This is a genomic window from Nitrospirota bacterium (assembly GCA_040754395.1).
In the GTDB taxonomy this organism is placed as follows: domain Bacteria; phylum Nitrospirota; class Thermodesulfovibrionia; order Thermodesulfovibrionales; family SM23-35; genus JBFMCL01.
The window spans coordinates 102,565-124,658 of the sequence record JBFMCL010000003.1 but is presented as its reverse complement, the minus strand read 5'-3'; the positions used below and the strand labels follow the sequence as shown (position 1 = coordinate 124,658).

General features: G+C 49.1%; 18 protein-coding genes and 1 tRNA gene. 12 read left to right on the top strand and 7 right to left on the bottom strand.

Annotated elements, in window-relative coordinates; all coding sequences use genetic code 11:
- Positions 1–65 precede the first annotated feature (65 nt).
- Positions 66–938, bottom strand: a complete 873-nt coding sequence (locus AB1552_02745; protein MEW6052694.1) for a patatin-like phospholipase family protein — start codon at positions 936–938, stop codon at positions 66–68.
- A gap of 158 nt (positions 939–1,096) precedes the next feature.
- Between AB1552_02745 and AB1552_02740 the strand changes: the two genes are divergently transcribed.
- Positions 1,097–1,837: an ABC transporter ATP-binding protein gene (locus tag AB1552_02740; protein MEW6052693.1), complete on the top strand. Its 741-nt coding sequence runs from the start codon at positions 1,097–1,099 to the stop codon at positions 1,835–1,837.
- A 160-nt stretch (positions 1,838–1,997) separates the two neighbouring features.
- Positions 1,998–2,753, top strand: coding sequence for an ABC transporter permease (locus AB1552_02735; GenBank protein ID MEW6052692.1), 756 nt, complete (start codon positions 1,998–2,000; stop codon positions 2,751–2,753).
- An 802-nt stretch (positions 2,754–3,555) separates the two neighbouring features.
- Here the strand turns inward: AB1552_02735 and ligA are convergent.
- Both ligA and AB1552_02725 read right to left on the bottom strand, forming a co-directional pair.
- Positions 3,556–5,604, bottom strand: coding sequence for an NAD-dependent DNA ligase LigA (gene ligA / locus AB1552_02730; protein ID MEW6052691.1), 2,049 nt, complete (start codon positions 5,602–5,604; stop codon positions 3,556–3,558).
- Positions 5,605–5,638: 34 nt separating this feature from the next.
- Complete coding sequence (locus tag AB1552_02725; GenBank protein ID MEW6052690.1) at positions 5,639–6,127, bottom strand: CinA family protein; 489 nt, start codon at positions 6,125–6,127, stop codon at positions 5,639–5,641.
- 149 nt (positions 6,128–6,276) lie between these two features.
- On the opposite strand from AB1552_02725, the gene ald reads away from it, so the two are divergent.
- The 5 genes from ald (at position 6,277) to AB1552_02700 (ending at position 13,030) form a co-directional block, all read left to right on the top strand.
- The gene (gene ald / locus AB1552_02720; protein ID MEW6052689.1) at positions 6,277–7,377 is read left to right on the top strand and encodes an alanine dehydrogenase; all 1,101 of its coding nucleotides are present in this window, start codon (positions 6,277–6,279) and stop codon (positions 7,375–7,377) included.
- A 108-nt stretch (positions 7,378–7,485) separates the two neighbouring features.
- Positions 7,486–8,553 carry a hypothetical protein gene (locus tag AB1552_02715; GenBank protein MEW6052688.1) on the top strand — a complete coding sequence of 356 codons (1,068 nt, stop codon included), beginning with the start codon at positions 7,486–7,488 and terminating at the stop codon, positions 8,551–8,553.
- Positions 8,554–8,583: 30 nt separating this feature from the next.
- Positions 8,584–11,970: a M20/M25/M40 family metallo-hydrolase gene (locus AB1552_02710; GenBank protein ID MEW6052687.1), complete on the top strand. Its 3,387-nt coding sequence runs from the start codon at positions 8,584–8,586 to the stop codon at positions 11,968–11,970.
- Positions 11,971–12,077: 107 nt separating this feature from the next.
- The gene (locus tag AB1552_02705; GenBank protein MEW6052686.1) at positions 12,078–12,491 is read left to right on the top strand and encodes a hypothetical protein; all 414 of its coding nucleotides are present in this window, start codon (positions 12,078–12,080) and stop codon (positions 12,489–12,491) included.
- A 299-nt stretch (positions 12,492–12,790) separates the two neighbouring features.
- Positions 12,791–13,030 carry an AbrB/MazE/SpoVT family DNA-binding domain-containing protein gene (locus AB1552_02700; protein MEW6052685.1) on the top strand — a complete coding sequence of 80 codons (240 nt, stop codon included), beginning with the start codon at positions 12,791–12,793 and terminating at the stop codon, positions 13,028–13,030.
- On the opposite strand, the gene AB1552_02695 is transcribed toward AB1552_02700, so the two are convergent.
- Positions 13,025–13,357, bottom strand: a complete 333-nt coding sequence (locus AB1552_02695) for a hypothetical protein (GenBank protein ID MEW6052684.1) — start codon at positions 13,355–13,357, stop codon at positions 13,025–13,027. The genes AB1552_02700 and AB1552_02695 overlap by 6 nt on opposite strands.
- A gap of 798 nt (positions 13,358–14,155) precedes the next feature.
- On the opposite strand from AB1552_02695, the gene AB1552_02690 reads away from it, so the two are divergent.
- From AB1552_02690 to AB1552_02675, 4 genes are all read left to right on the top strand, one after another.
- Positions 14,156–14,479 (top strand): type II toxin-antitoxin system MqsR family toxin, encoded by a 324-nt coding sequence (locus AB1552_02690; protein ID MEW6052683.1) that lies wholly within the window; start codon positions 14,156–14,158, stop codon positions 14,477–14,479.
- Positions 14,480–14,483: 4 nt separating this feature from the next.
- Positions 14,484–15,020, top strand: a complete 537-nt coding sequence (locus tag AB1552_02685; protein MEW6052682.1) for a type II toxin-antitoxin system MqsA family antitoxin — start codon at positions 14,484–14,486, stop codon at positions 15,018–15,020.
- Positions 15,010–15,453 (top strand): protein-export chaperone SecB, encoded by a 444-nt coding sequence (locus tag AB1552_02680; protein MEW6052681.1) that lies wholly within the window; start codon positions 15,010–15,012, stop codon positions 15,451–15,453. Before AB1552_02685 ends, AB1552_02680 begins: the two co-directional genes overlap by 11 nt.
- 149 nt (positions 15,454–15,602) lie before the next feature.
- A complete protein-coding gene (locus AB1552_02675; GenBank protein ID MEW6052680.1) occupies positions 15,603–16,886 on the top strand; it encodes a P-loop NTPase fold protein in 1,284 nt (427 codons plus the stop codon).
- A 195-nt stretch (positions 16,887–17,081) separates the two neighbouring features.
- On the opposite strand, the gene AB1552_02670 is transcribed toward AB1552_02675, so the two are convergent.
- From AB1552_02670 to mfd, 3 genes are all read right to left on the bottom strand, one after another.
- Positions 17,082–17,160, bottom strand: a tRNA-Pro gene (locus tag AB1552_02670).
- Between the two features lie 10 nt (positions 17,161–17,170).
- The gene (locus AB1552_02665; protein ID MEW6052679.1) at positions 17,171–17,881 is read right to left on the bottom strand and encodes a tetratricopeptide repeat protein; all 711 of its coding nucleotides are present in this window, start codon (positions 17,879–17,881) and stop codon (positions 17,171–17,173) included.
- A 51-nt stretch (positions 17,882–17,932) separates the two neighbouring features.
- A complete protein-coding gene (mfd, locus tag AB1552_02660; GenBank protein ID MEW6052678.1) occupies positions 17,933–21,055 on the bottom strand; it encodes a transcription-repair coupling factor in 3,123 nt (1,040 codons plus the stop codon).
- A gap of 159 nt (positions 21,056–21,214) precedes the next feature.
- On the opposite strand from mfd, the gene hisG reads away from it, so the two are divergent.
- Positions 21,215–22,090 carry an ATP phosphoribosyltransferase gene (gene hisG, locus AB1552_02655; protein MEW6052677.1) on the top strand — a complete coding sequence of 292 codons (876 nt, stop codon included), beginning with the start codon at positions 21,215–21,217 and terminating at the stop codon, positions 22,088–22,090.
- Positions 22,091–22,094: the final 4 nt, after the last annotated feature.

Genomic DNA, 22,094 nt, shown 5'->3' with positions numbered 1-22,094 from the left:
GCCCTCTGACAGGGTCTGATGCTCCGGTATTCCTGAGTGTATTCCTTCGTGTACACAGCGAAGGATCAGTTCAGTCTGCCTGCCTGTTTCAATGCATTCATTATCTCCTGTATTTCAGGAAGGGCTTTAATGGCTGCCTTCTCACCCTCGAGGGTCGCTTCATGTTTCTTCGAAAAGTCAGTGCTTGAGATATAGCCAACCCTCGGTTTTATGACCACATCCGCGTTTGCGAGCTGAATAGCTGCCAGCCTCGCATACATGATATTGACGGATTGGAGGATTGTCTCTATCGTGCCCCGGGGGACGGAAGTGCTGATATCGCTGGCTACATCTACCGCTATGACGACATCTGCACCCAGTCGTCTTGCAGCCTCCACCGCTACCGGGCTTACAACCCCGCCGTCAACATACATCCTGCCGGAAATGTTCACTGGCGTGAATACGCCGGGAATTGCGCAGCTTGCCCGGACAGCAGTTCCTGTGTTCCCGCTCCCGAATACAACCTCTTTCCCTGTCAGTATATCTGTTGCAACCGCATAGAAAGGAATCCGCAGTTTTTCGATCGGCATATTTCTGAGAAGGTAATTGACATAACCTTCAAGTTTCTCTCCCTTAACGAAGCCGCTGTCCGGGATGGTAAGGTCGATGATGTCATCTCTTGTGATGGCGAACGAAAGCTTCTGCAGTTCGAACGCACTGAATCCGTACGCATAGAGGGAACCCACAAAACTCCCTGCGCTTGTGCCCACGATCATATGTACGGGGATTTTGTTCGACTCGAGGACCTTCAGCACACCAACATGCGCAAACCCCTTTGCCGCTCCGGCCCCGAGGACCACCGCGACCTTTGCCTGTTTCTGGGGAGGTCTCGGGAGAAGGGTGCAGGAGCAGAGAAGAATTGTGAGGAGTAAGGATATCAGGTAAAAAATTTGCCGCATGACAAACCCTCTTTTCAAAAAATATAATCGCACGCAGGTGACATCTCTTTGTTCTCCTGTGATTGCAGGCATTATGCCCTCCTATAAAAAATAAACCTTTTGTATCCCATTTGTCAAAACAGGTGTATTGCGCATGCATCCTTCTCAGTCATGCTACAATGAAACGTATGGGAATTGTAACCGCAAGAGGTCTGATCAAGGATTATAACTCCCTCAGGGCGGTTGACCGTATTGATTTCGAGATAGCAGAAGGGGAATGCTTCGGCTTTCTCGGCCCGAACGGAGCCGGAAAAACAACCGTGATGCGGATCATCCACTGTTTCATGCCCCCGGATTCCGGGAAGGTTACGGTCTTCGGGATTGATGTTACCGAGGACCCCAGTGCCATTAAGGCACGGATTGGTGTCATGCCCCAGGAGGATAACCTCGATCCGGATCTCTCAGTATGTGCGAATCTGATCGTATATGCACGCTATTTTGATATCCCGAAAAGGCGGTCTGCACCGCTTGCGCGGGAACTGCTTGAATTTGTCGGACTGCAGAAAAAAACGGACGTCAAAATAAGCAGCCTGTCCGGCGGCATGAAGCGGAGGCTTGTGCTGGCAAGGTCGTTGATTAACAATCCCGAGCTTTTGATTCTTGACGAGCCGACGACCGGACTTGACCCTCACAGCAGGCGTGCGGTCTGGGAAAAGCTGAATCATCTGAAAGCGAAAAATACCACACTGCTGCTTACGACCCATTATATGGAGGAGGCGGAAAAGCTTTGCGACAGGGTGGCAATCATGGATTCAGGAAAGATTGTGACGGTTGATTCACCTTCCAGGCTGATGAACATCCACGGCGGGAACCTTGAGGATGTGTATCTGAAATTGACCGGAAGTTCACTGAAAGACTGAAAGGATGCATGCCATGCAAAAGGGAAGAGGGTATCCGGGACAACTGCTCCCGGACCTGAGGGATGGAAACTTCCCGGCAGGCCTGACCGGTCTTCATCATTCGCAGAAGACCTCAAAAGGCGTATGAAAATATGACACCGAAAAGAAGAGAACGCTCCTTATGAAACTGAAACGCGCATTCAGGGTCTGGCAGAGGAATTTCACGGTCTATACAAAGCTGTACAAATCGAGCATAGCCCTGAATTTCGTTGAACCAGTCCTGTATCTTGCCGCACTGGGGCTCGGGCTGGGGGCATTTGTGCAGCAGATCAACGGGGTTCCGTACATTAAGTTTATCGCTCCCGGGATCATTGCATCGTCCGCGATGTTCGCGGTAATATATGAATGCACTTACGGGACATACGTCAGGATGACGTATCAGAAGACATTCGATGCGATACTCGCAACGCCCGTCAACCTCGACGACCTTATAGCAGGGGAACTCATGTGGGGTGCAACGAAAAGCCTGCTCTACGGAACGACCATTATACTTGTGATCTCGCTGTTTGGTCTTGTTGATTCCCCGCTTATTCTCCTGGTTGTCCCTCTTCTCTTCGTTGCCGGACTGATCTTCGCAGAGATATCGGTTATGTTTACCGCTGTCATCCCGGGCATCGATTCATATAATTATTTTTACACACTTTTGATGACACCGATGTTCCTTTTCTCGGGAATTTTTTTCCCGCTGGACAATCTTCCGCCTGTTGTTGCAAAGATCGCTTTTTTCACGCCGCTGTACCATCTTGTGAATATCTGCAGAGCGTTCGCGTCAGGGGATCCCGCGCTGTGCATCTGGGATATCGTATGGCTTTGTGCAGTTGCGCTGCTGCTCGCTCCCTATCCCTTCAGACTCATGCGAAGACGCATCATTCAATGAACAGGGATCATATGCGCCATGTGGATTGTCGGCGGCCGGAAAAGGAAAAAACGGCAATGGCCAGAAGGCTCCATGTCCTGATTCGCTGTATGTGCATAGAGACTCCTTTCACTTGCTCTTGCTCAGAGCCCCTTAATTCAACCCTATATGATGTGGCGTTTTTGTCAATCCCCATTAGGTTGCAAATTATTAAGGAAAAGGTTGTATGCGGTATTGCAACTAAGGTTGCAATATGCCAGGAAAAAGCGGGGATGGTGCGGGAATGTCACGCCGGCAATCCTGCGCGAAAAAATAAGGAAATGATAGTTAATGATGAAAAAAAAGTGGTGCCTGCTTCCTCCCGTCTCTCAGCAAATTGTACATCATGAGACATGCAGCTTAAGACTTTTACGTCTGCAACCTTACGTCCTACGACCTTACAACTTTACGCGCTGAGAGCGAGAGGAGCAGGTTCACCACCCTTGGTAAGCCAGCTCTTCTTACTTCATTTATACTCCCTTTCAGAGAGGTTGTCAAGCTTTTTTTTGATTTTTTTTTTGCATCAGAAAGAAATGTTCGTCATGCGGATGTCATAACGGGCCAGGCAGCGCATGAACGCGCAGAGTTGAGGAAAAACAACAGTCTTCCGGCTTATCTCCCGGTCAGCAGCCTGATGAATATATAAATCAGGAACATGACTGCTGCGGCAATAACAAACGTCTGTATGTCCATGTATCCCTCTCCCCGGATGTGTGCTGAGAAGTTAGTGGCCAGGGTAGCCCCTGACACAGAGAAACAGGTCTCCGGTGCTGTCTTGTTATGGCTAAAACAGCGTATGCTTTTTCATTTTCCCTTCTGCAAGTTTCAGGAACTCTTCGTAGGAAAGCATTTTGACCCCGAGCTTTTCGGCCTTACGGAGCTTTGATCCCGGATTTTCGCCGATAATCACATAGTCGGTATTTCTTGATACCGAGGACGCAGCATGACCTCCCAGCTGTTCTATAGTCTCTTCCACAACACTCCTCGGTTTCGGCAATATGCCGGTGACTACGATGGTAAATCCCTCAAGCGGTTTTTTTTCTCTGTCTTTGTCCCTGCCCTGAAAGTCAGGATTCTTCAGCGTCAGGCCGGATGCCTTCAATGTGTCAAGAGTTCTGAGGTTTCCCGGGTCGCGGAAAAAATCTGCTACCGAATGCGCGGTCTTCTCGCCTATCTGTTTGATCTCCATAATCCGGCCGGGGTCAACATGATAGAGATCCTTGAGATGTGCGAAATTCCTTGCAAGGAGCTTCGATGCATATTCGCCGACATGGAGGATGCCGAGCGCATAGAGAAATCTTGCAAGGGTGGTGTGTTTGCTTTTTTCTATCGCATCTATGAGATTCTGTGAAGACTTCTCTGCAAACCTCGGAAGTTCAAGCAGGTCATCTTTCCTCAGATGGTACATGTCAGCAAAATGCCGTAAGAGCCCCTTTGAGTAGAGAAGTTCGACGTTTTTTTCGCCAAGCCCCTCGATATCCATGGCTCTCCTTGAGGCAAAGTGGAATATTCTCTCCCGCACCTGCGCAGGACAGTTCAGCCCGACGCACCTTACCGCAACTTCACCCTTTTCGCGCACCGCTGCAGAGCTGCAGACAGGACATTTTTCAGGCACAGGCAAAGGCCGTTCTTCCCCGGTCCGCTTTTCCTTCACTACAGATATCACGTGCGGGATCACATCTCCTGCCCGCTCCACGACGACAGTATCCCCGATCCTGATATCTTTTCTCTCCATCTCGTCCCAGTTATGGAGCGTGGAACGTGAGACCGTAACGCCGCCGATCCTGACCGGTGCAAAAATGGCAAACGGGGTGATCACTCCTGTCCTTCCGACACTGCCCTTAATATCCAGGATTTTTGTCATTCCCCGGTGAGCAGCGAATTTATAGGCGACAGCCCACCGAGGTTCACGCGTCTTTGTGCCAAGCTGTTTCTGCAATCCGAAGTCATTCACCTTGACCACTGCGCCGTCGGTCTCGAATGAAAATTGATTCCTTTTCTCTTCGATCCCGGTGACTGCGCGTATCGTTTCCTTCATTCCTTTCACGACTTTAACGGCCGGTACGGGAAACCTCGCCTGTGCGAGCCATGCAATAAACTCGGACTGGCTTCTGAAACTGATTCCTCTGGCAGAGCCTATTCCATAGCATGCAAGATGAAGCTTCCGGGCTGCGGTTATCGAGGAATCAAGCTGTCTCACTGAACCAGCGGCTGCATTTCTCGGGTTGGCAAACAGGGATTCCCCTTTTTGTTCCCGCTCCCTATTGATGCTCTCAAACTCATAGACATCCATGTATACTTCCCCGCGGACATCGATCTCGTCAGGCGCACCTCCTGCTTCATAAATTCTGAGAGGAACCGACCGGATCGTCATGATGTTTCTCGTCACCTCCTCTCCCTCATACCCGTCACCCCGTGTTGATGCCCTGAAAAGAAGACCGTTTCTGTAGGTAAGTTCTATGGCAAGGCCGTCATATTTCGGCTCGACGGTATATTCGATGTCATTATCTGTTTTCAGAAGCCTTTTTATCCTTCTGTCGAACTCTTCCATCTCTTCATATGAAAAGGCGTTGTCGAGCGAGAGCATGGGTTCAGCGTGTCTCACTTTTTCGAATTTATCCAGAGGAGGCGCTCCAACCCTCTGGGTCGGGGAGTCGGGAAGAATGTACTGGTAACGCTCTTCAAGGTTTTTCAGATGCTGATACAGGCGGTCATACTCCTCATCAGGGATGAGAGGGGAGTCAAGAACGTAATAGCGGTAGCTGTGATGATTGAGATCTTTCACCAGCTTCCCTATTTCCTCTTTTATCTGTTCGGGTATCCTGCCTGCCATAAATAAATGCTCCCTCCGGTGCTCCTCCGGGGGATTACTCAGGGGTTTCCACTATTTCCGCAAGGAACCGCAGCGCCTCATACGCAGCTTCTTCCTTGTTTCTTTCCCTCTCTCCCTGCAAATGCAATTCCTTCAGAAAGGTTTTTTTCTCTCGACTCACTGCGACATAGACAAGCCCCTTCTCCTTTCCTTCCAGTGCATCAGGCCCGAGAATGCCGGTCGTGGAAAGGGAAAGCGTTGTTCCGCTCAATACCCTCATCTTCTCTGCCATCTCCCGGGCGGTTTCCTCGCTGATTATACCGTACTGCGCAATGGTTCCGGAGGAGACGCCAAGGATCTTCTGCTTGGTCTCTGCCGAGTACGCGACAACTCCCGCAACAAAAAAAACGCTTGCACCCGGGAGGGTTGTCAGATAATGGCTGATCAGCCCGCCGGTGCATGATTCAGCCACAGAGACGGTCAATCCCCTTGTCCGCAGAAGGCCGCTGACTGTCCGGATAACCTCTGAAAGTGTGCTGTTCATATGGTTGTCTGCAGTGACATTAAAAAGTTTATCAGAGAAACCCGCAAAAGGGAAAAAAATATTTCGGGCAGCCCCGGATTTATGCGCTATGGTCAAGCCGGAACGCTCCTGATATAATAAGGCAGATTTCCAGAAGAACGGGGAAAGGTATGCGAATAGGTATCCCGAAAGAGATAAAAAAAGGCGAATTCAGGGTGGGGATGACTCCCTATGGCGTCGAAGAACTCAGGGCCGGCGGCCATTCAGTCCTTATTGAGACGAATGCCGGTCAGGGCAGCGACTTTCCGGATGAAGAATACCTGAGCGCAGGCGCTGAAATCGTATCGCGGAATACAGTCTTCGATACGGCGGAGCTGCTTGTAAAGGTAAAAGAGCCTGTCCCGGACGAATATGCCCTGTTCCGGAAAGAGCAGGCGCTCTTCACTTTTCTCCATCTGGCTGCAAACCCTGAGCTGATTAATGTGCTCCTTGAGAAAGAGATTTCCGGACTTGCATACGAGACACTGCAGAAGAACGGCAGCCTTCCTCTGCTTGCCCCGATGAGTGAGATCGCGGGGAGAATGGCGCCGCTTATGGCCTCATACTATTTGCAGAGGATCCATGGCGGAGAAGGCCTTCTGCCGACCGGCATCCTGGGTGTGCAGCCGGCGAAGGCGGTGATCATAGGGGCGGGTGTGGTCGGTACAAATGCTGCGCGGGACTGCATCGGCCTTGGAATGGACACTGTGGTCATGGACATACGGATGGAGGCGCTCCGGAGAATAGATGAAATGTTCATGGGGAGGGTGAAGACACTCCCGGTCACGATGCATAATCTCAGGGAAGAGATAAAGGAAGCAGATATAATGGTCGGGGCGGTCCTGGTACCGGGCGGGAAAACACCTGTTGTTGTCACAAGAGGGATGCTCGGTATGATGAAAAAAGGGGCGGTAATTGTCGACGTGTCCGTGGACCAGGGGGGGTGTTTCGAGACGGCAAGGCCGACTACCCACGATGATCCAATATATGTGATAGACGGGGTTATACACTACATGGTATCCAATATGCCCGGCGCATACCCGAAAACCTCGACGATCGCGCTTACGAATGTTACGCTTCCCTATGTAAAAACTCTCGCAGATGCCGGTGTTGAAAGGGCGATCAGGGAAGACCCGGCTATAAGGAGTGCGCTGAACACCTACAGAGGGAAAGTGGTGCATAAATCTCTGGCGGAATCAATGGGGTATGAATTTTTCGATGCCGTGGGCTGAATGAAGCTATGCATTCAGCGGGCGGAGAACATGCACGTGTTCTGTGCCGATAATAGCGCTGGCTGACCCCTTAAGGGAAAATACCATTTGCAGGAGAAGGAGTTTCGCATGAGAATATCATTTCTTCTGTTGTCCATATTTCTTCTGATTTCCGGATGTGCGCGGAAAGATATTTCACTTACGCATGATGAAGGATTCATCGGGGAGCACATAAGAAACGTCAGGCAGCTTACGTTTGAGGGAGACAATGGCGAAGCGTATTTCAGTCCTGACGGGAAAAAACTCATCTTCCAGTCGAACCGGGGAGGGTATGCGTGTGACAAGATTTGGATCATGAACACTGACGGTTCTGAAAAAACCATGGTCAGCCCTGATCACGGCGCTCATACCTGTGCGTTTTTCTTCCCGGACAACAGACGGATTCTCTTTTCCTCAACCGGCCATATCCCCGGTGAATGCCCTCCAAAGCCTGACATGCCCCGGACCGGAGGCCATGTATGGCCGCTGTATCCATATGACATTTTCAGCGCAAATGCTGACGGGTCAGACATGCAACAGATTACGGAATTCCCTGATTACGATGCGGAGCCGATTGTTTCCCCGGACGGGGAAAAAATTGTTTTCGGGTCCCTCAGGGAGGGGGATTTCGATGTCTATATCATGAATTCCGACGGTTCCGGGCTGAAACGGCTGACCGACAAATACGGCTACGACGGCGGGCCATGGTTTTCCCCTGATGGCAGGAGGATCGTTTGGCGGGCTTGGTATCCTGAAACCGAAGAAGAGAGAGCACTGTGGCGGAGATGCATGGAGCATCATTATATTGTTCCCGTTCCGCTTGATCTATGGATCATGGATTCAGACGGGTCTAATAAAAAAAGAATCTTCGGGAACAAGGCCACGAATTTCGCTCCGTCATGGCATCCGGACGGAAGGCGCATTATCTTTTCGAGCAATATGGATGACTGGCGGGAGGATATCGGTCGGTTCGGCCATAACTTTGAACTGTATCTTATCAATGACGACGGAACAGGGCTGAAGAGACTGACCTTCAATAAGGTCTTTGACGGATTTCCCATGTTTTCCCCGGATGGCAGAAAACTGGCCTTTGCCTCGAACAGGAACCCCCAAAAACCACGGGCTACAGATATATTTATCGCCGACTGGGTAGAATAAATATAGTCGGAAGATATGGAAAGAGTTTTCATGAAACACTTGGCGCAGGTGATTTGTCTCCCGTTTTTTCTCCTGTTGACCGCGTCGTTTCTGTACGCGGTGGAACAGGCTGTGCAAATCCGCATGTTTGCTCCGTCAGAAGACCTGGTGCATCATGAAATGAAAGTCACTCTCTCTCCGCAAGAGAAACGTTTTGCTGCAGAAAATAATGTAACCGTGCCTGAGAGCCTCCTCCCTGAATTTACCTTCGCGCTTCATGCAGGGCTTAATCCGTTTGTGCATACCGCAGGGGTGCACATGACAAAAATAAACGACGAAACACATTCAGGGTACACTGAATCCTTCCGCGTGCGTCTGCCCAATGGCATGAATTCCTTTGTCCTCAGTTACGGCGGAACCATTGACCATCCCATAGAACAATTTGGAAAAGAACAGGCACGGGGGTACAGCCAGACCAGAGGGATGATTTCCGGTGAAGGGGTATATCTCGCCGGCAGTTCATTCTGGTACCCGGTGATAGGGGAATTTTTCGTGTCGTTCGATTTACGGACAGAACTTCCCCCTGAATGGGATGCGGTAAGCCAGGGAGGCAGGACGGCACATAATAAAGACCCCATAAAAACCGTTGTCCGCTGGGAATCGCCCGAGCCGCAGGAAGAGATTTATCTTATCGCTGCGAGGTTTCATGAATATTCGAAATCAGACGGCAGACTCGAGGCAATGGTTTTCCTGAGAACCCCCGAGAAAGGGCTTGCGGAAAAATATCTTGATGCGACGGTCAGGTATATCCGCATGTATGAAAAACTCATCGGCCCCTATCTTTACCCGAAATTTGCGCTTGTCGAAAACTTCTGGGAGACAGGGTTCGGAATGCCTTCATTTACGCTGCTCGGGACGAAAGTCGTCCGGTTCCCCTTTATCATCAATTCGTCATATCCACATGAAATCCTCCATAACTGGTGGGGGAACAGCGTTTTCCCTGATTACCGCAAGGGGAACTGGTCGGAAGGACTGACCGCCTATCTGTCGGACCACCTCTTTAAGGAGCAGCAGGGAGAGGGGGCTGAATACCGTCAGACTACGCTCCAGAAATATGCCGATTACGTGTCAGGAGGCAGGGATTTCCCGCTTACCGGGTTCCGCTCCCGCCACAGTTCATCTTCTGAGGCGATAGGGTACGGCAAGTCACTCATGTTTTTCCATATGCTCAGAATGGAGTTGGGCGACAAAGTATTTATTGAAGGCATAAGGGATTTCTACGCAAAAAACAGGTTTGGATTCGCCGCGTTTGACGGGCTGGAGAGGAGTTTTGCGCAGGTCTCCGGCAGGGATCTGCGCAATGCATTCGACCAGTGGGTAACCGGTACAGGGGCACCGGAACTGACAGCGGGCGATATGAAGGTGAAACGGGAGAATGATGCGTATCTGCTCACCGGCACGATAACACAGAGACAGCCGGGCAGGGTGTATCAGTTGAAGGTTCCTGTTGCGGTTACCCTGCAAGGGCAGGATAAGGCATATCAGACTGTTCTGCGCATGGACGCCAAACGGCTCGATATCCGCATTAAGCTTCCGTCACTTCCTCTCAGGATTGACATCGATCCTGAATTCGACCTGTTCAGGAGACTGGGCCGAGATGAAATTCCTCCGGCAATCACCCAGGCCCTTGGGGCCGCAAAAATGCTGGCGATTCTCCCTTCACGCGCTGATGCCGCACTTCTGCAGGCATACAGAGAGCTGGCCTACGGCCTGCGCAATACGGGACCGGATGAGGTAGAGACAAAACTCGACACGGAGATTATCGCGTTGCCCGACGACAGGGCCGTTGCGATCATCGGATATGAAAACCTTTTCATAGATAAGGTGAGGGAGGCGCTGTTGGGGTATGAGATGGATATTACTCCTGAACATGTGCGCATCGGGCAGGCAGAGTTCCCGATCAAAAACCATTCGCTGGTATTGACTGCAAGAAATCCTCACCGCAAAGACATGGCGCTCATGTTTATTGCTTCGGATGTTCACGGGGCGCTCCCCGGACTGATCCGCAAGCTGCCGCATTACCACAAATACAGCTATCTCGGCTTCTCAGGTACCGAACCCGCAAACATCGCAAAAGGAAGATGGCCTGTGCAGGATTCTCCCATGACGGTATTCATCCCCGGAGAGGACGGAAGGATCGAAAAGGCCGGGATGGCGGAATTGAGAAGGAGGGAGGCTCTTGTAGGCCATGAATCTGCATCCTCTTCTGAAAGGATGATGCAGACGGTCAGATTTCTCGCAGGCGATGTGCTCAGAGGACGCGGAACAGGGACAAGGGAACTCGACCGCGCAGCTGAATATATCGCGGAAAAGTTCAGGGAGGCGGGACTCGAACCGGCAGGCGACAATGGGAGCTATTTCCAGGAATGGGAAGATATTGACGACCGGTCGCACCCTGTAAAGATGAAAAATATAATCGGAATACTCCCGGGCAGAAAACAGGAATGGTCAGATCAAAGCGTCGTTATTGGTGCGCATTATGATCACCTTGGGGTAACCTCAGGCGATTCCGGCATAACCGACGGCACAAGGATATATCACGGGGCTGATGACAATGCAAGCGGGGTTGCGGTGCTGATTGAACTTGCGCAGATACTGGGAGAAAGCCTGACACCGGAAAGAAACATAATCTTTGCGGCGTTTACCGGCGAAGAGCAGGGGAAGAAAGGCTCACGCCACTATGTTGCCAGCCAGAAGAGATACCCGGCTGAAAAATGCATCGGGATGCTGAACCTTGATACAGTGGGCAGACTGGGGAAAAACAAGCTCCTGGTAATCGGGTCGGATTCTGCCGGTGAATGGGCGCATATCTTCAGGGGAGCCGGGCGTGTTGCCGGTGTTGAGGTCCAGACTGTTTCAGAAGATCTCGACTCGAGTGACCAGAAAAGTTTTCAGGATGCAGGGGTTCCTGCGGTACAGTTCTTTACCGGCCCTCATGCTGATTACCACAAGCCTGCGGATACTGCCGAGAAGATTGATCCTGAGGGGCTGACGAAAGTTGCGTCTGTTGCTCAGGAGGTCCTCGAGTATCTTTCCCGCCGCGACCAGCCGGTGACAAGCAACGTGCAGAAATCTGAAGACCCGGTAACAGCAATCAAAAAAGAAAGAAAAGTGAGCCTTGGGATTATGCCGGATTTTGCATTCAGCGGACAGGGAAGCAGGGTCTCCGGAGTTGGTCAGGACTCGCCTGCAGAAAGAGCGGGGCTCAGAGAGGGTGATATTATTGTTGGCATCAACACGATGAAGGTCAACAGACTGAAGGATCTTTCAGATATTCTGAAATCGCTGCATGCCGGGGATAAGATCTCAATAATCTTCCTGCGGGAAGGGCAGGAGATGACAACTGAGGCAGAACTGACCGAAAGGCAGAAAAACTGAAACAGAATTGCGTATGAGAGTTGCATGCAATTGCGGAGAGTTGTAACATCTCCCCGGATTTAATAGACTTTAGATGAGAGAGTACAAAAAAAGAAGGAGGTGCAGATATGGCGGACATTATAAGGAAGGTTGCGTATTTCGCAATGGATGTTCCTGACAGGACAGGTGAAGGAGCGCGTATATTGAAAGCGCTGGCAGATGCAGGAGTAAACCTGCTGGCATTCTCCGGGTTCCCGAGCGGGAGAAAGGCCCAGCTCGATTTTATTCCGGAAGATGTCGCACTCTTCAAGAAAGCGGCAAGGATTGCAAAGATCAAAACCCGCCCTCAGAAGGTCGGATTTCTTGTCCAGGGGAATGACCGCAAGGGAGCGGTTGCTCACCTTCTCCAGACACTGGCCGATAAGAAGATCAATGTGACGGCGATTGATGCCGTGACAGCCGGCTCACGCCGTTATGCCGCCATTCTCTGGGTCAAGCCCAAGGATGTGAACAAGGCGGCGAAGGCTCTTGGGGCGAAGTAGGCATTTTCTCTGTAACATGCTGTCGATGACATAGAAAAGGCCTGCCGGTCATGGTAGGCCTTTGTGCTTCTTTCAGAAGGACTTTTTTGAGAACTGCACCGTGGAGATGCTTGGTATTCCGGTTCTTCATTATTCCTGCCTCGCGTAGCTGTCCCTGCAGAAGACACTCTCTAAGTTTTTTTGTACCGATTGCTTGTTTGAGAAAACGATTCGCTTTCGTATCGTTTTTTTTGTGTAAGGCAATTCGGTTATTTGACAAGATTGCCTCATGGTAATACAATGTATATACGGAGGTGGGTATGATAAAGAAACTCGTTTCGCATGGGAACAGCGCAGCGCTGATTATCGACAAGCCGATTCTGGAACTTCTGAAGGTCACTCTGGATACTCCTCTTGAACTTGCTACTGACGGCAGGAATCTGATTATCTCTCCTGTGGAAACTTCAAAAAGGGAAAAGTCATTCAGGTCTGCACTCGACAAGGTAAACAGGCTTCACGGAAGCACACTGAAAAAGCTTGCCGCCCCAAATCTTTCATGAGTTATGTTTTCTTTTTCTCTTAGAAACCCTTTCTTTCGGTTCTGCCCCAAACCTCTCATCATTCATACGGATTGCATCAACAATATCGGAAGCAACAGCTTCAAAGTCTTCTGTTGCTTCGGGTAAGTATAGCCATTTCTTTAGAACAGAGTGCTGAACTACATCTTTGAACTCTTCTCGAATAGCATCATGAAACTTGTGTTCCGTTGGGATTAACAAACCATTCCAGGGTTCTTCTCCTGATGCAAGAGCAAGCATAAGCCTCCCGTGAAGATAAACAGCAAGGCATCCAAACATAGGTTTTTCCAAGTAACTCGGCTCTTCCATCAGGGGTTCGATAACCCAAAGAAGGGGATGAGTTTTTGGTTTCTTTTTTCTCGATGAAGGCATATTTGAATGTAGTGAATATTGACAGGAATATGCAAGGTTAAAGAGAAAAAATCTGAAGATATAGAAGGTCAGGCAAAGAAGAAGAAATTGACACTGAAAAAGAATATAACTGATTTGGCGTATAGAAAAATAAAAAGCGACCACTATTTGTGGTCGCCCTAATTTGTTCGGTTGCTGACTGATTTCTCAGTCAGGCTGTATGGTAATACCAAGTGACTTTATTATTATGTGTCCTGCCAAAAAAGTCAAGGGGTGTATTGATAAAGTTCCCCCATTTTCTCAAAACAAACTGCGACCACTTATGAAACCTGTTTTTTTGCTTTTATTTGTTGCTGTTACAGATTTGGGGTATCTATTCTTGGGGGAACTCCTGGTATATTGGGAGGCGTTCTGCAATCTCCATAGGGCTCATGGTGCGCACAATGGCAAGACCCCTTACGAAGTCCTCAGGAGCATGCTGGAATAAAGACGAAGTGTCTCACTTCGTTGACAATACTACACTATGACCTGGGTAAACTGTTGGCAAAGGCAGAGGAGCCGGGGTAACAATTCCCTGAATGTTCTTCACATAGCCAGCAGTAACATTCTTATTCAGGTTTTTCAAGCCTCCACTTGACAAATTGCTATTTTCGTATCATAATGATACTAAATGTGCTATAGTATATCCATGGGAAGGCTTATCTTCAGGGAAAAGGTTAAAACTAAGATGCCGTTATTTATGCTAAAATTTTGCAAATGGAAAAGCGAAAGCCCCACTGCGACCTCAAGAAACTTAAGAAGCTCTTTAGCAGCGAAGCAACGCGAGTTATAACGGCAACAGCCCAGAAAGGCGCTGCAGACCTGGGATATATGGATGAAGACGCTATTGTAGAAGTAATCAATAAACTGTGCGCACAACATTTTGATAAATCGATGACATCGTACCATAACAGCCAGATATGGCAAGATGTTTACAAGTTCAAGGACGAAGAAAAGAACATCTACATTAAGCTGCAATTGTCCGTCAATAAGACACAGACGGTATTGATTCAAATGAAAAGAGATGAAGGAGGAGATTAATAAAATGAAAGCCAAGAAATGCCCTGTTTGTGGCATCGGCACATTAAGGAAAGAAGTAGGAACCGAAACCTTTGAATATAAAGACATGACCACGACCGTTCCCAATTATATCACCTTTAAGTGTGGTGAGTGCGGCGAGGCTATAGTGGATAAGGCAACCCTGAAGGAGTCCGGTCGTATCCTGAAAGACTTTCAGCGCCAGGTTGACGGTATGTTGACCGGCGAGGAGATAAAGAGAATCCGGACCAAGCTTAACCTAACACAGGAAGAAATGGCTGAGATCGTTGGCGGCGGCCTCAAAGGGATTGCCCGTTATGAATCCAGGCAGGTCTGCCAGAGCAAGGGAATGGATAACCTTCTGAGAATCCTTGATGCTTACCCGTTTACATTGAATGTGATCCAGAAGAACCAAGTAAAAAAGCTAGCTCTGCATATGCAGAAAAAGGTGATTACCTTCGAAGATTTTAAGGCCTTGAAAAGATATAAGACCAAGACTAAGGAGTATTCAATCAAAGTGGAGGGAGTAGCATATGGAACTTAAGTTCAAGATTTCCGAAATCAAACAGCTCGAAAGCCATTTTGCGCTCAATCCTGATTTCAAGTCGGAAAAGGACAAGCCTATTGAGATTGGCTACGGCATAAATGTCTCCTTCGATAAGAGGGACAAGATGGTCAATGTCATCGTCTCTGTTGTCTCGGACAAAAAGACTCAGCCGTTTACGTTCAATATCGCCACTGCCGGGTTGTTTAGTTTCAATAAGCTGCCTCAGAAGCAGGAGCTTGAGAAAGTGGCGCACATCAATTGCGCCTCGATAGTCTTCCCTTACATCAGGGAGTCGCTTGCCGACCTGACCCGGCGGGCCGGTTTTCCGCCTTTCCATATCGACCCTGTGAACTTTATCAATATCTATGAACAACATAAGAAGGCTCAGACAGAGGATGCTATCAAGAAGGAGAAGGCCGCTAAGGCATAATGAATACACCTGCCGGAATACAAAGGCCTCATGGTTGTTAAGAATCCGCCGATTGTTATCCATGAAGATGATCCTTTTAAAGAAGATCCTCTGAAGCGCTCTGAAAGCGCAGAGATACTGACTGAGCTCGTCTCAGCAACAGAAACACAATAGATTCAGGATGGGGTACAGGCAAAACGACGTTTATTCAAATGTGGAAGCAGCATCTCCAGAATTCGGGATACCCCTGTCTTTACTTTAATGCATGGGAGAGCGATTTCTCTCCTGATCCGTTGATTGCCTTTATGGGCGAGATCAACGCCGGAATTGATCATTTCAAGCTCACTCCTGAGCGCGCTTCAACAGCTAAAGAATACTTTGAAAAAACAAAGAAGATTGGAAGTTATATTGCAAGAAAGCTAATACCTGTAACGCTAAAGATCGGTACGGCAGGGGTACTTGATCTGGAGGAATTCACAGAAAAAAGCCTTTCTGAATTCACTGAAAAGGTTGCTCAAGAGAAAATCGATCAATATGAAACTGATAAATTATCGATACAGGAATTCCGAACAACTCTTGAGATGTTCGTAAGGGAAATTTCTGTCAATGAGTCTGCCGAACAGAAACCATTGGTTTTCTTTATCGATGAACTCGATCGCTGCCGTCCACCATATGCAGTTGAACTGCTGGAAAGAATAAAACATCTTTTCAATATTACAGGCATTGTCTTTGTTTTAACGCTTGACAAGGATCAACTTGGCCACTCTATTAGAGCTTTATATGGTCCAGGCATGAACGTTGATGGTTATCTTAGAAGGTTCATTGATTTGGAATACCTTCTTCCCGTGGCTTCTACGCATGACTTCTGCACTTTTCTCTATCAGAGATTCCAATTCGGGGAGTATTTTCGTAAAAGAGCAACAAGAGACGCATCATATGAAAGCGAGCAATTATTAAATACTTTTATTGCTCTGTCACAAGGCTTCAACCTAAGCCTTAGGATACAAGAGCAATGCTTTTCTCAGTTCTGTTTGGTTCTGAAAACAACACCGGCAAACAATCATTTATTTCCGCTATTCCTGGCAACACTTATTGCATTGAAAGCGGCAAATCCTGATTTGTATAAAAGATATATAAATCGTAAAGTTTCATCACAAGAAGTGGTTGATTATATCAGAGCTGCGTGTGCAGGTATTGGTTTTATGGATGATAATTATGGGAAAGCACTTGAGGCATATATAATGGCTGGGCACTGTAAAAGCACGGAAGATGTCTCAATAGTTATAGAAGAATACCGAAAGATAGCACAAACTGTAACAAAGGAAGAGGAAAGGTCAAGGGAAAGGGCTAATTCCATTATCTCTATCATAGATAAATATATTAGAAATGACTACAACTACATGCTCGACTACCTTATGAAGAAGATTGAAATTTCGGAGCGTTTTGTGAAGTGAATGTGAAAAAAACTCATCGAAGTATCTCTGAGTCATAGTGTTCGCCAGAATCTGTGTTTAAGCCTTTCCGATTTCTTGAGATTAAAACATAAGCAAAATTCAAAAGTAACTTTCCGACTAATTTCTGGGGACAGTCCAGGGACACTGATTATGTAAACTTCTGTAATACAACCCATTGATTTATTGAGATTTATTTGGTCGGGGCGAGAGGATTTGAACCTCCGACCCCCTGCTCCCAAGGCAGGTGCGCTACACCAGGCTGCGCTACGCCCCGATATTGACTCCTAATATTTGATGATGTCCAGATAATCAGCGATGTCTTTTTCCTCGATGCCCCGTGCCCTCAGTTTTCTTTCCTTGAGGTCTTCTATCGCTTTTTCCTTATTCCCCCTGTACAGAGGGTCAAGCGATAATGCACGCGTCAGCGCGTAGGAAGCATCGCCGTACTGCCCCTTGGCATTGTAACAGAGGGCTAACCCGTAATACGGGACATAAAAGTTCGAATACCGCTTCAGCGCCTCTTTGAATGCATCGAGCGCCTCATCAAATTGGGAAAGTCTGTAGTATACCATGCCAAGGTTGTTTAACGCCATGGAAGCGTTCTGATACTGAGGGTTCAAAAGCGCAGTCTTGTATGCCTTAATAGCCTCATGGTATCTGCCCATTTTGGCGTATGCATTGCCGAGGTTGTTTGAGGCCTCTGAATAGCTTTCATCGAGATCGAGGGCTTCTTCAAAGTGTTCGATTGCCTTCGGGTAATCTTCCAGCTTTGTGAGATATATGACACCCAGGGCGTGGTAAATTTCCTTGTCCTTGTGGTTGAGCTTCAATGCCTTCTGAAACTCGACAAACGCAGGCTGGATGTTGTTGTCGTTCAGATACGAAACCCCTAACTGATAGTGATAGGCCGCATTTTTCTTGTCCTCTTCCGATACGCTTGCACATGCACAGAGCATGAGCAGAAAAAAAAGCATACCAGCACACGCTTTTTTCATTTTTGTCTCCTTGGATACAGCATGGGATCTTATTAAAAGTATCAGAAAAGGTCAGACAAGTAAAGAGGGAGCCGTCAGCAGTTCTTTCAGCAGACCGGAAATGGTGTCATATGTTTCTGTCCATGAAAGGTTCTGCGCATCGATCTCGAACCCGTCCGGAAGGAACCTCATCCGGGCCTGCGTTTTCTCCCTGAGCATGAAGATGTCTTTGGGTTCGATTCCTGTGTCAGGTGAGAAGAGAATGCGTATCCTTCCACGATTGTCCTGTATTCTGGTCACGCGCAGCTCCCGTGCGAGGATTTTCAGTTTCATCACGAAGAGAAGGTTCCTGACCTCTTCAGGCACAGGTCCGAACCTGTCCTTCATTTCTTCCCCGATAGAGATGATCTCCTCTTCTGATCTTGCGGAACCGATTCTTCTGTAGAGGCTCAGCCGCAGCGTGATGTCCTCCGTGTAACTCTCAGGGATATAAGCTTCAACTGCTAATTTGATTGACGTCTCAAACTCTTCCTCGACCGGGAGGCCTTTCAGTTCAGCCACTGCGTTTTCGAGCATCTCCATGTACAGGTCAAACCCCAGTGCATGGATGTGTCCTGACTGTTCAGCGCCGAGAAGATTCCCGGCTCCCCTGATTTCGAGATCCTTCAGGGCCAGCCTGAATCCCGCGCCAAGGTAACTCATCTCCTGAATCGCCTGCAGCCTTTTCTTTGCCTCTTCAGTGACAATATCCTCGCCCGGAATAAGGAAATAGGCAAATGCCCTTGTATTCCCTCTCCCGACACGTCCCCGAAGCTGGTACAGATCTGCGAGCCCCATCATATCAGCCCTGTTGACAAGTATGGTGTTTGCTGAAGGGATATCGAGTCCGGACCCTATAATCGCTGTTGATACAAGCACATCCGTTTCCTGTGCATAGAAGGCGTGCATTACCTTCTCGAGCTCCCGTTCGCTCATCTGTCCGTGCGCAACCGCCATCCTGACAGGCGGCAGCAGTTTCGCGACATAACCGGCGAGCTTATAGATATCCTTTATCCTGTTATGCACGAAGAAGACCTGCCCGTGCCGTTCCATTTCCTTTGCAATGCAGTCCCTGATCAGGGCCTCGTCGAATACCGAAACGGTGCTTTTCACGGCAAGTCTCTCCTCCGGGGGTGTTTCAATCACGCTCATGTCCCGTATGCTGGAAAGCGCCATGTGCAGCGTTCTCGGGATGGGTGTTGCGGTCAGGGTGATGATGTCAATGCCTTTCCTGAGTTCCTTGATCTTTTCTTTCTGCCTCACCCCGAACCTGTGCTCCTCATCGATCACAAGCAGGCCGAGATTATGAAAGCGTACCCTGCTGCCGAGAAGTGCATGAGTGCCGATTATGATATCTATATTGCCCTGTGATACGGCACTGAGCGTCTTCTTCTGTTCGCGCGCGGACTTGAACCTGCTGAGGTAGTCGATGCTGACAGGAAATGCAGAGAACCTGGTTATGAATGTCCGGTAATGCTGTTCGCAGAGAATGGTGGTCGGAACGAGTACCGCAACCTGCCTCCCGTCATATACCGCCTTGAACGCTGCCCGCATGGCGACTTCTGTCTTGCCGTACCCGACATCTCCGCATACGAGTCTGTCCATCGGCCTTTTTGATTCCATATCCTTTTTAATGTCTTCAATCGCGCTGAGCTGATCCGGCGTCGCCTCATAGGGGAAGAAACTGTCGAACTCACGGTGAAGTTCCGTATCCCGGCTGAAACAAAATCCCTTGTGCAGTTCTCTTTCGGCGTAGAGAGAGATGAGCTTCTCAGCCATGTCATGAATCTTTTTCCTTGCCCGCTCTTTCGTCTTGTGCCAGGTTTTTCCGCCGAGCCTGTCAACCTTCGGCACGATGCCTTCCTCGGTGTGGTACTTCGCTATCCTGTTGATTCCCTGGAGAGGCAGATATAACCGTCCTCCTTCATACTCTATGAGCATGAGCTCTTCGGCAACGCCTTCAGTGGCCTGCTGCAGCAGTCCGTGAAACCTCCCTATGCCGTGGTCCTTATGCACGACGAAGTCGCCCGGCCTGAGGTCGTCAAGCGAGGTCAGAAGCTTTGAAACCTTTGATTTCCTGAGCGATCTGTGCCGGGGTCTCCCGCCGAAGATCTCTTTCTCGGTAAGCATCATGAATCCGGGGAAAAAGAGCCCTTCCGAAAGGCTGCCGAGTGTTACTGAAACTTTGCCCCGGTATGAGATGATGTCTTCCCTGTCTATGAGCGGAGCAGTTATGCCGCCCGCGCTCAGAGTATCCCTAAGCCGGTCTGCCTGACCTGTCGATGAGGCGATGATCGCTATCCTGTTTTCCCTCTGAAGTTTTGCGATACCCGAAGGGAAATCCTCAAGAGACTTTCTCTCTTCATGCATGATGCCATGTCCTCTTATCGGAATCGCGCCGGAATCATACCCTGACCCTTTGACGGAGAATCGTGAAAAAAACACCGCATCTGCAGGAAACCTGTCCTGTTCCTGCACAGTATCAGAGATAAAATGCTTTGCTCCCTTCATCAGTCCGGACAGGGGGATTCCTGAAGCCGGTTCCTTTGCCGGAAAGATCAGTACCTCGGAAATATCATCGGTTGATCTCTGGGTAGCAATGTCAAAGGACCTGATACTTTCGATACAGTCGCCGAAGAATTCGATTCTCACAGGAGATTTTCCGGTGGAGGAGAAGATATCCAGGAGCCATCCGCGCCGGCTGTATTCCCCTTTTTCAGAAACAAGAGGAACACTCGCATACCCTATCTCGCGGAGCCTGTATTCAATATCCTCTCTGTGTATCTCTTGACCCTTTCTCAGCGGAATCGCATTTTCCTGTATCCCCTGCTTCGACCAGATTGGTGATGAAAAGTTCCTGGCCGAGCTGACAAGAGAGTCATTTTCCCCGAGGGAAAACACGGCCTTTGCCCTCTCTCCTGCGAGGGACGGCCCGTCCGGCTCCGGAAGGAGAATGACATGCGCGCGTTGCAGCATGTCCCTGAAGAAATTGATGTCTCTGCAGAGATCTTCCGCACGTTCTTCGGTAGGTTCGAGCGCAACAAAGGGCTCCCTGCAAAGCGCGAGAAAAAGAGCGGCAGAGGAACCGGGCAGATTGCAGATGCGCGGGGAATACAGGCCCTCCCTGATAATGTGCGATAAAGGTGTTATATCCATGTCAGCAGAAAAATTTCCTCGCAGATACGCTTCGGGGCAGTTCATGTATCTTGGTGTATGTACTATTTCTCAATCCGGTTGTATCGGCAAGAGCAATATGCTAAAGTATAATTTCATTATATCACAGGGATAGAATCACTTATTTTGAAAGGTGGAAGCATGGGCAAGATCTTAAAACTCGGGCTCCCGAAGGGAAGCCTTCAGGAATCAACATTGAAGCTCTTCAGAAAGGCTGGTTACCATATCACCATTTCAACCAGGTCTTATTATCCGTCATTCGATGACATGGAAATCGAGGCGATGCTGATCAGGGCACAGGAGATGGCAGGCTATGTCGAGGCCGGGATTCTCGACTGCGGGCTCACCGGCAAGGACTGGATAATGGAGCAGAATGTGTCCGTTCAAGAGGTTGCCGAACTGATTTATGCAAAAGAGGGGCTGCGGCCGGTAAAGTGGGTCATTGCAGTCCCGAATGATTCCAAAATCAGGACTGTTAAGGACCTCAGGGGGAAGCGCATTGCAACCGAACTTGTCGGGTTCACGAAAAGATATCTCAGGGCTAAAGGGGTAAAGGCGGACGTGGATTTTTCCTGGGGAGCAACAGAGGTGAAACCGCCGCATCTTGCCGATGCGATCGTGGAACTTACTGAAACGGGGACGTCACTGAGAGCCAACAACCTCAGAATCATCGATACCATCCTTCAGTCAAGCACGCGGTTTATCTCCAACAGAAAGGCCTGGCAGGACAAGTGGAAACAGCAGAAGATGGAGAATATCGTTCTGCTGCTGAAAGGCGCACTCGCTGCCGAGGAAAAAGTCGGGCTCAAAATGAATGTGCCCGCAAAATCCCTGAAAAGAGTGATGAGCCTTCTTTCCGCTATGCATTCTCCTACCATATCAGCATTGTCTGATGAGGGATGGTATGCACTCGAGGTAATGATCAACGAGAAACTTGTCCGTGAACTCATCCCGAAGCTGAAGATGGCAGGTGCGTCAGGCATTGTCGAATATCCGCTGAATAAGGTCATCCCCTAAGGAA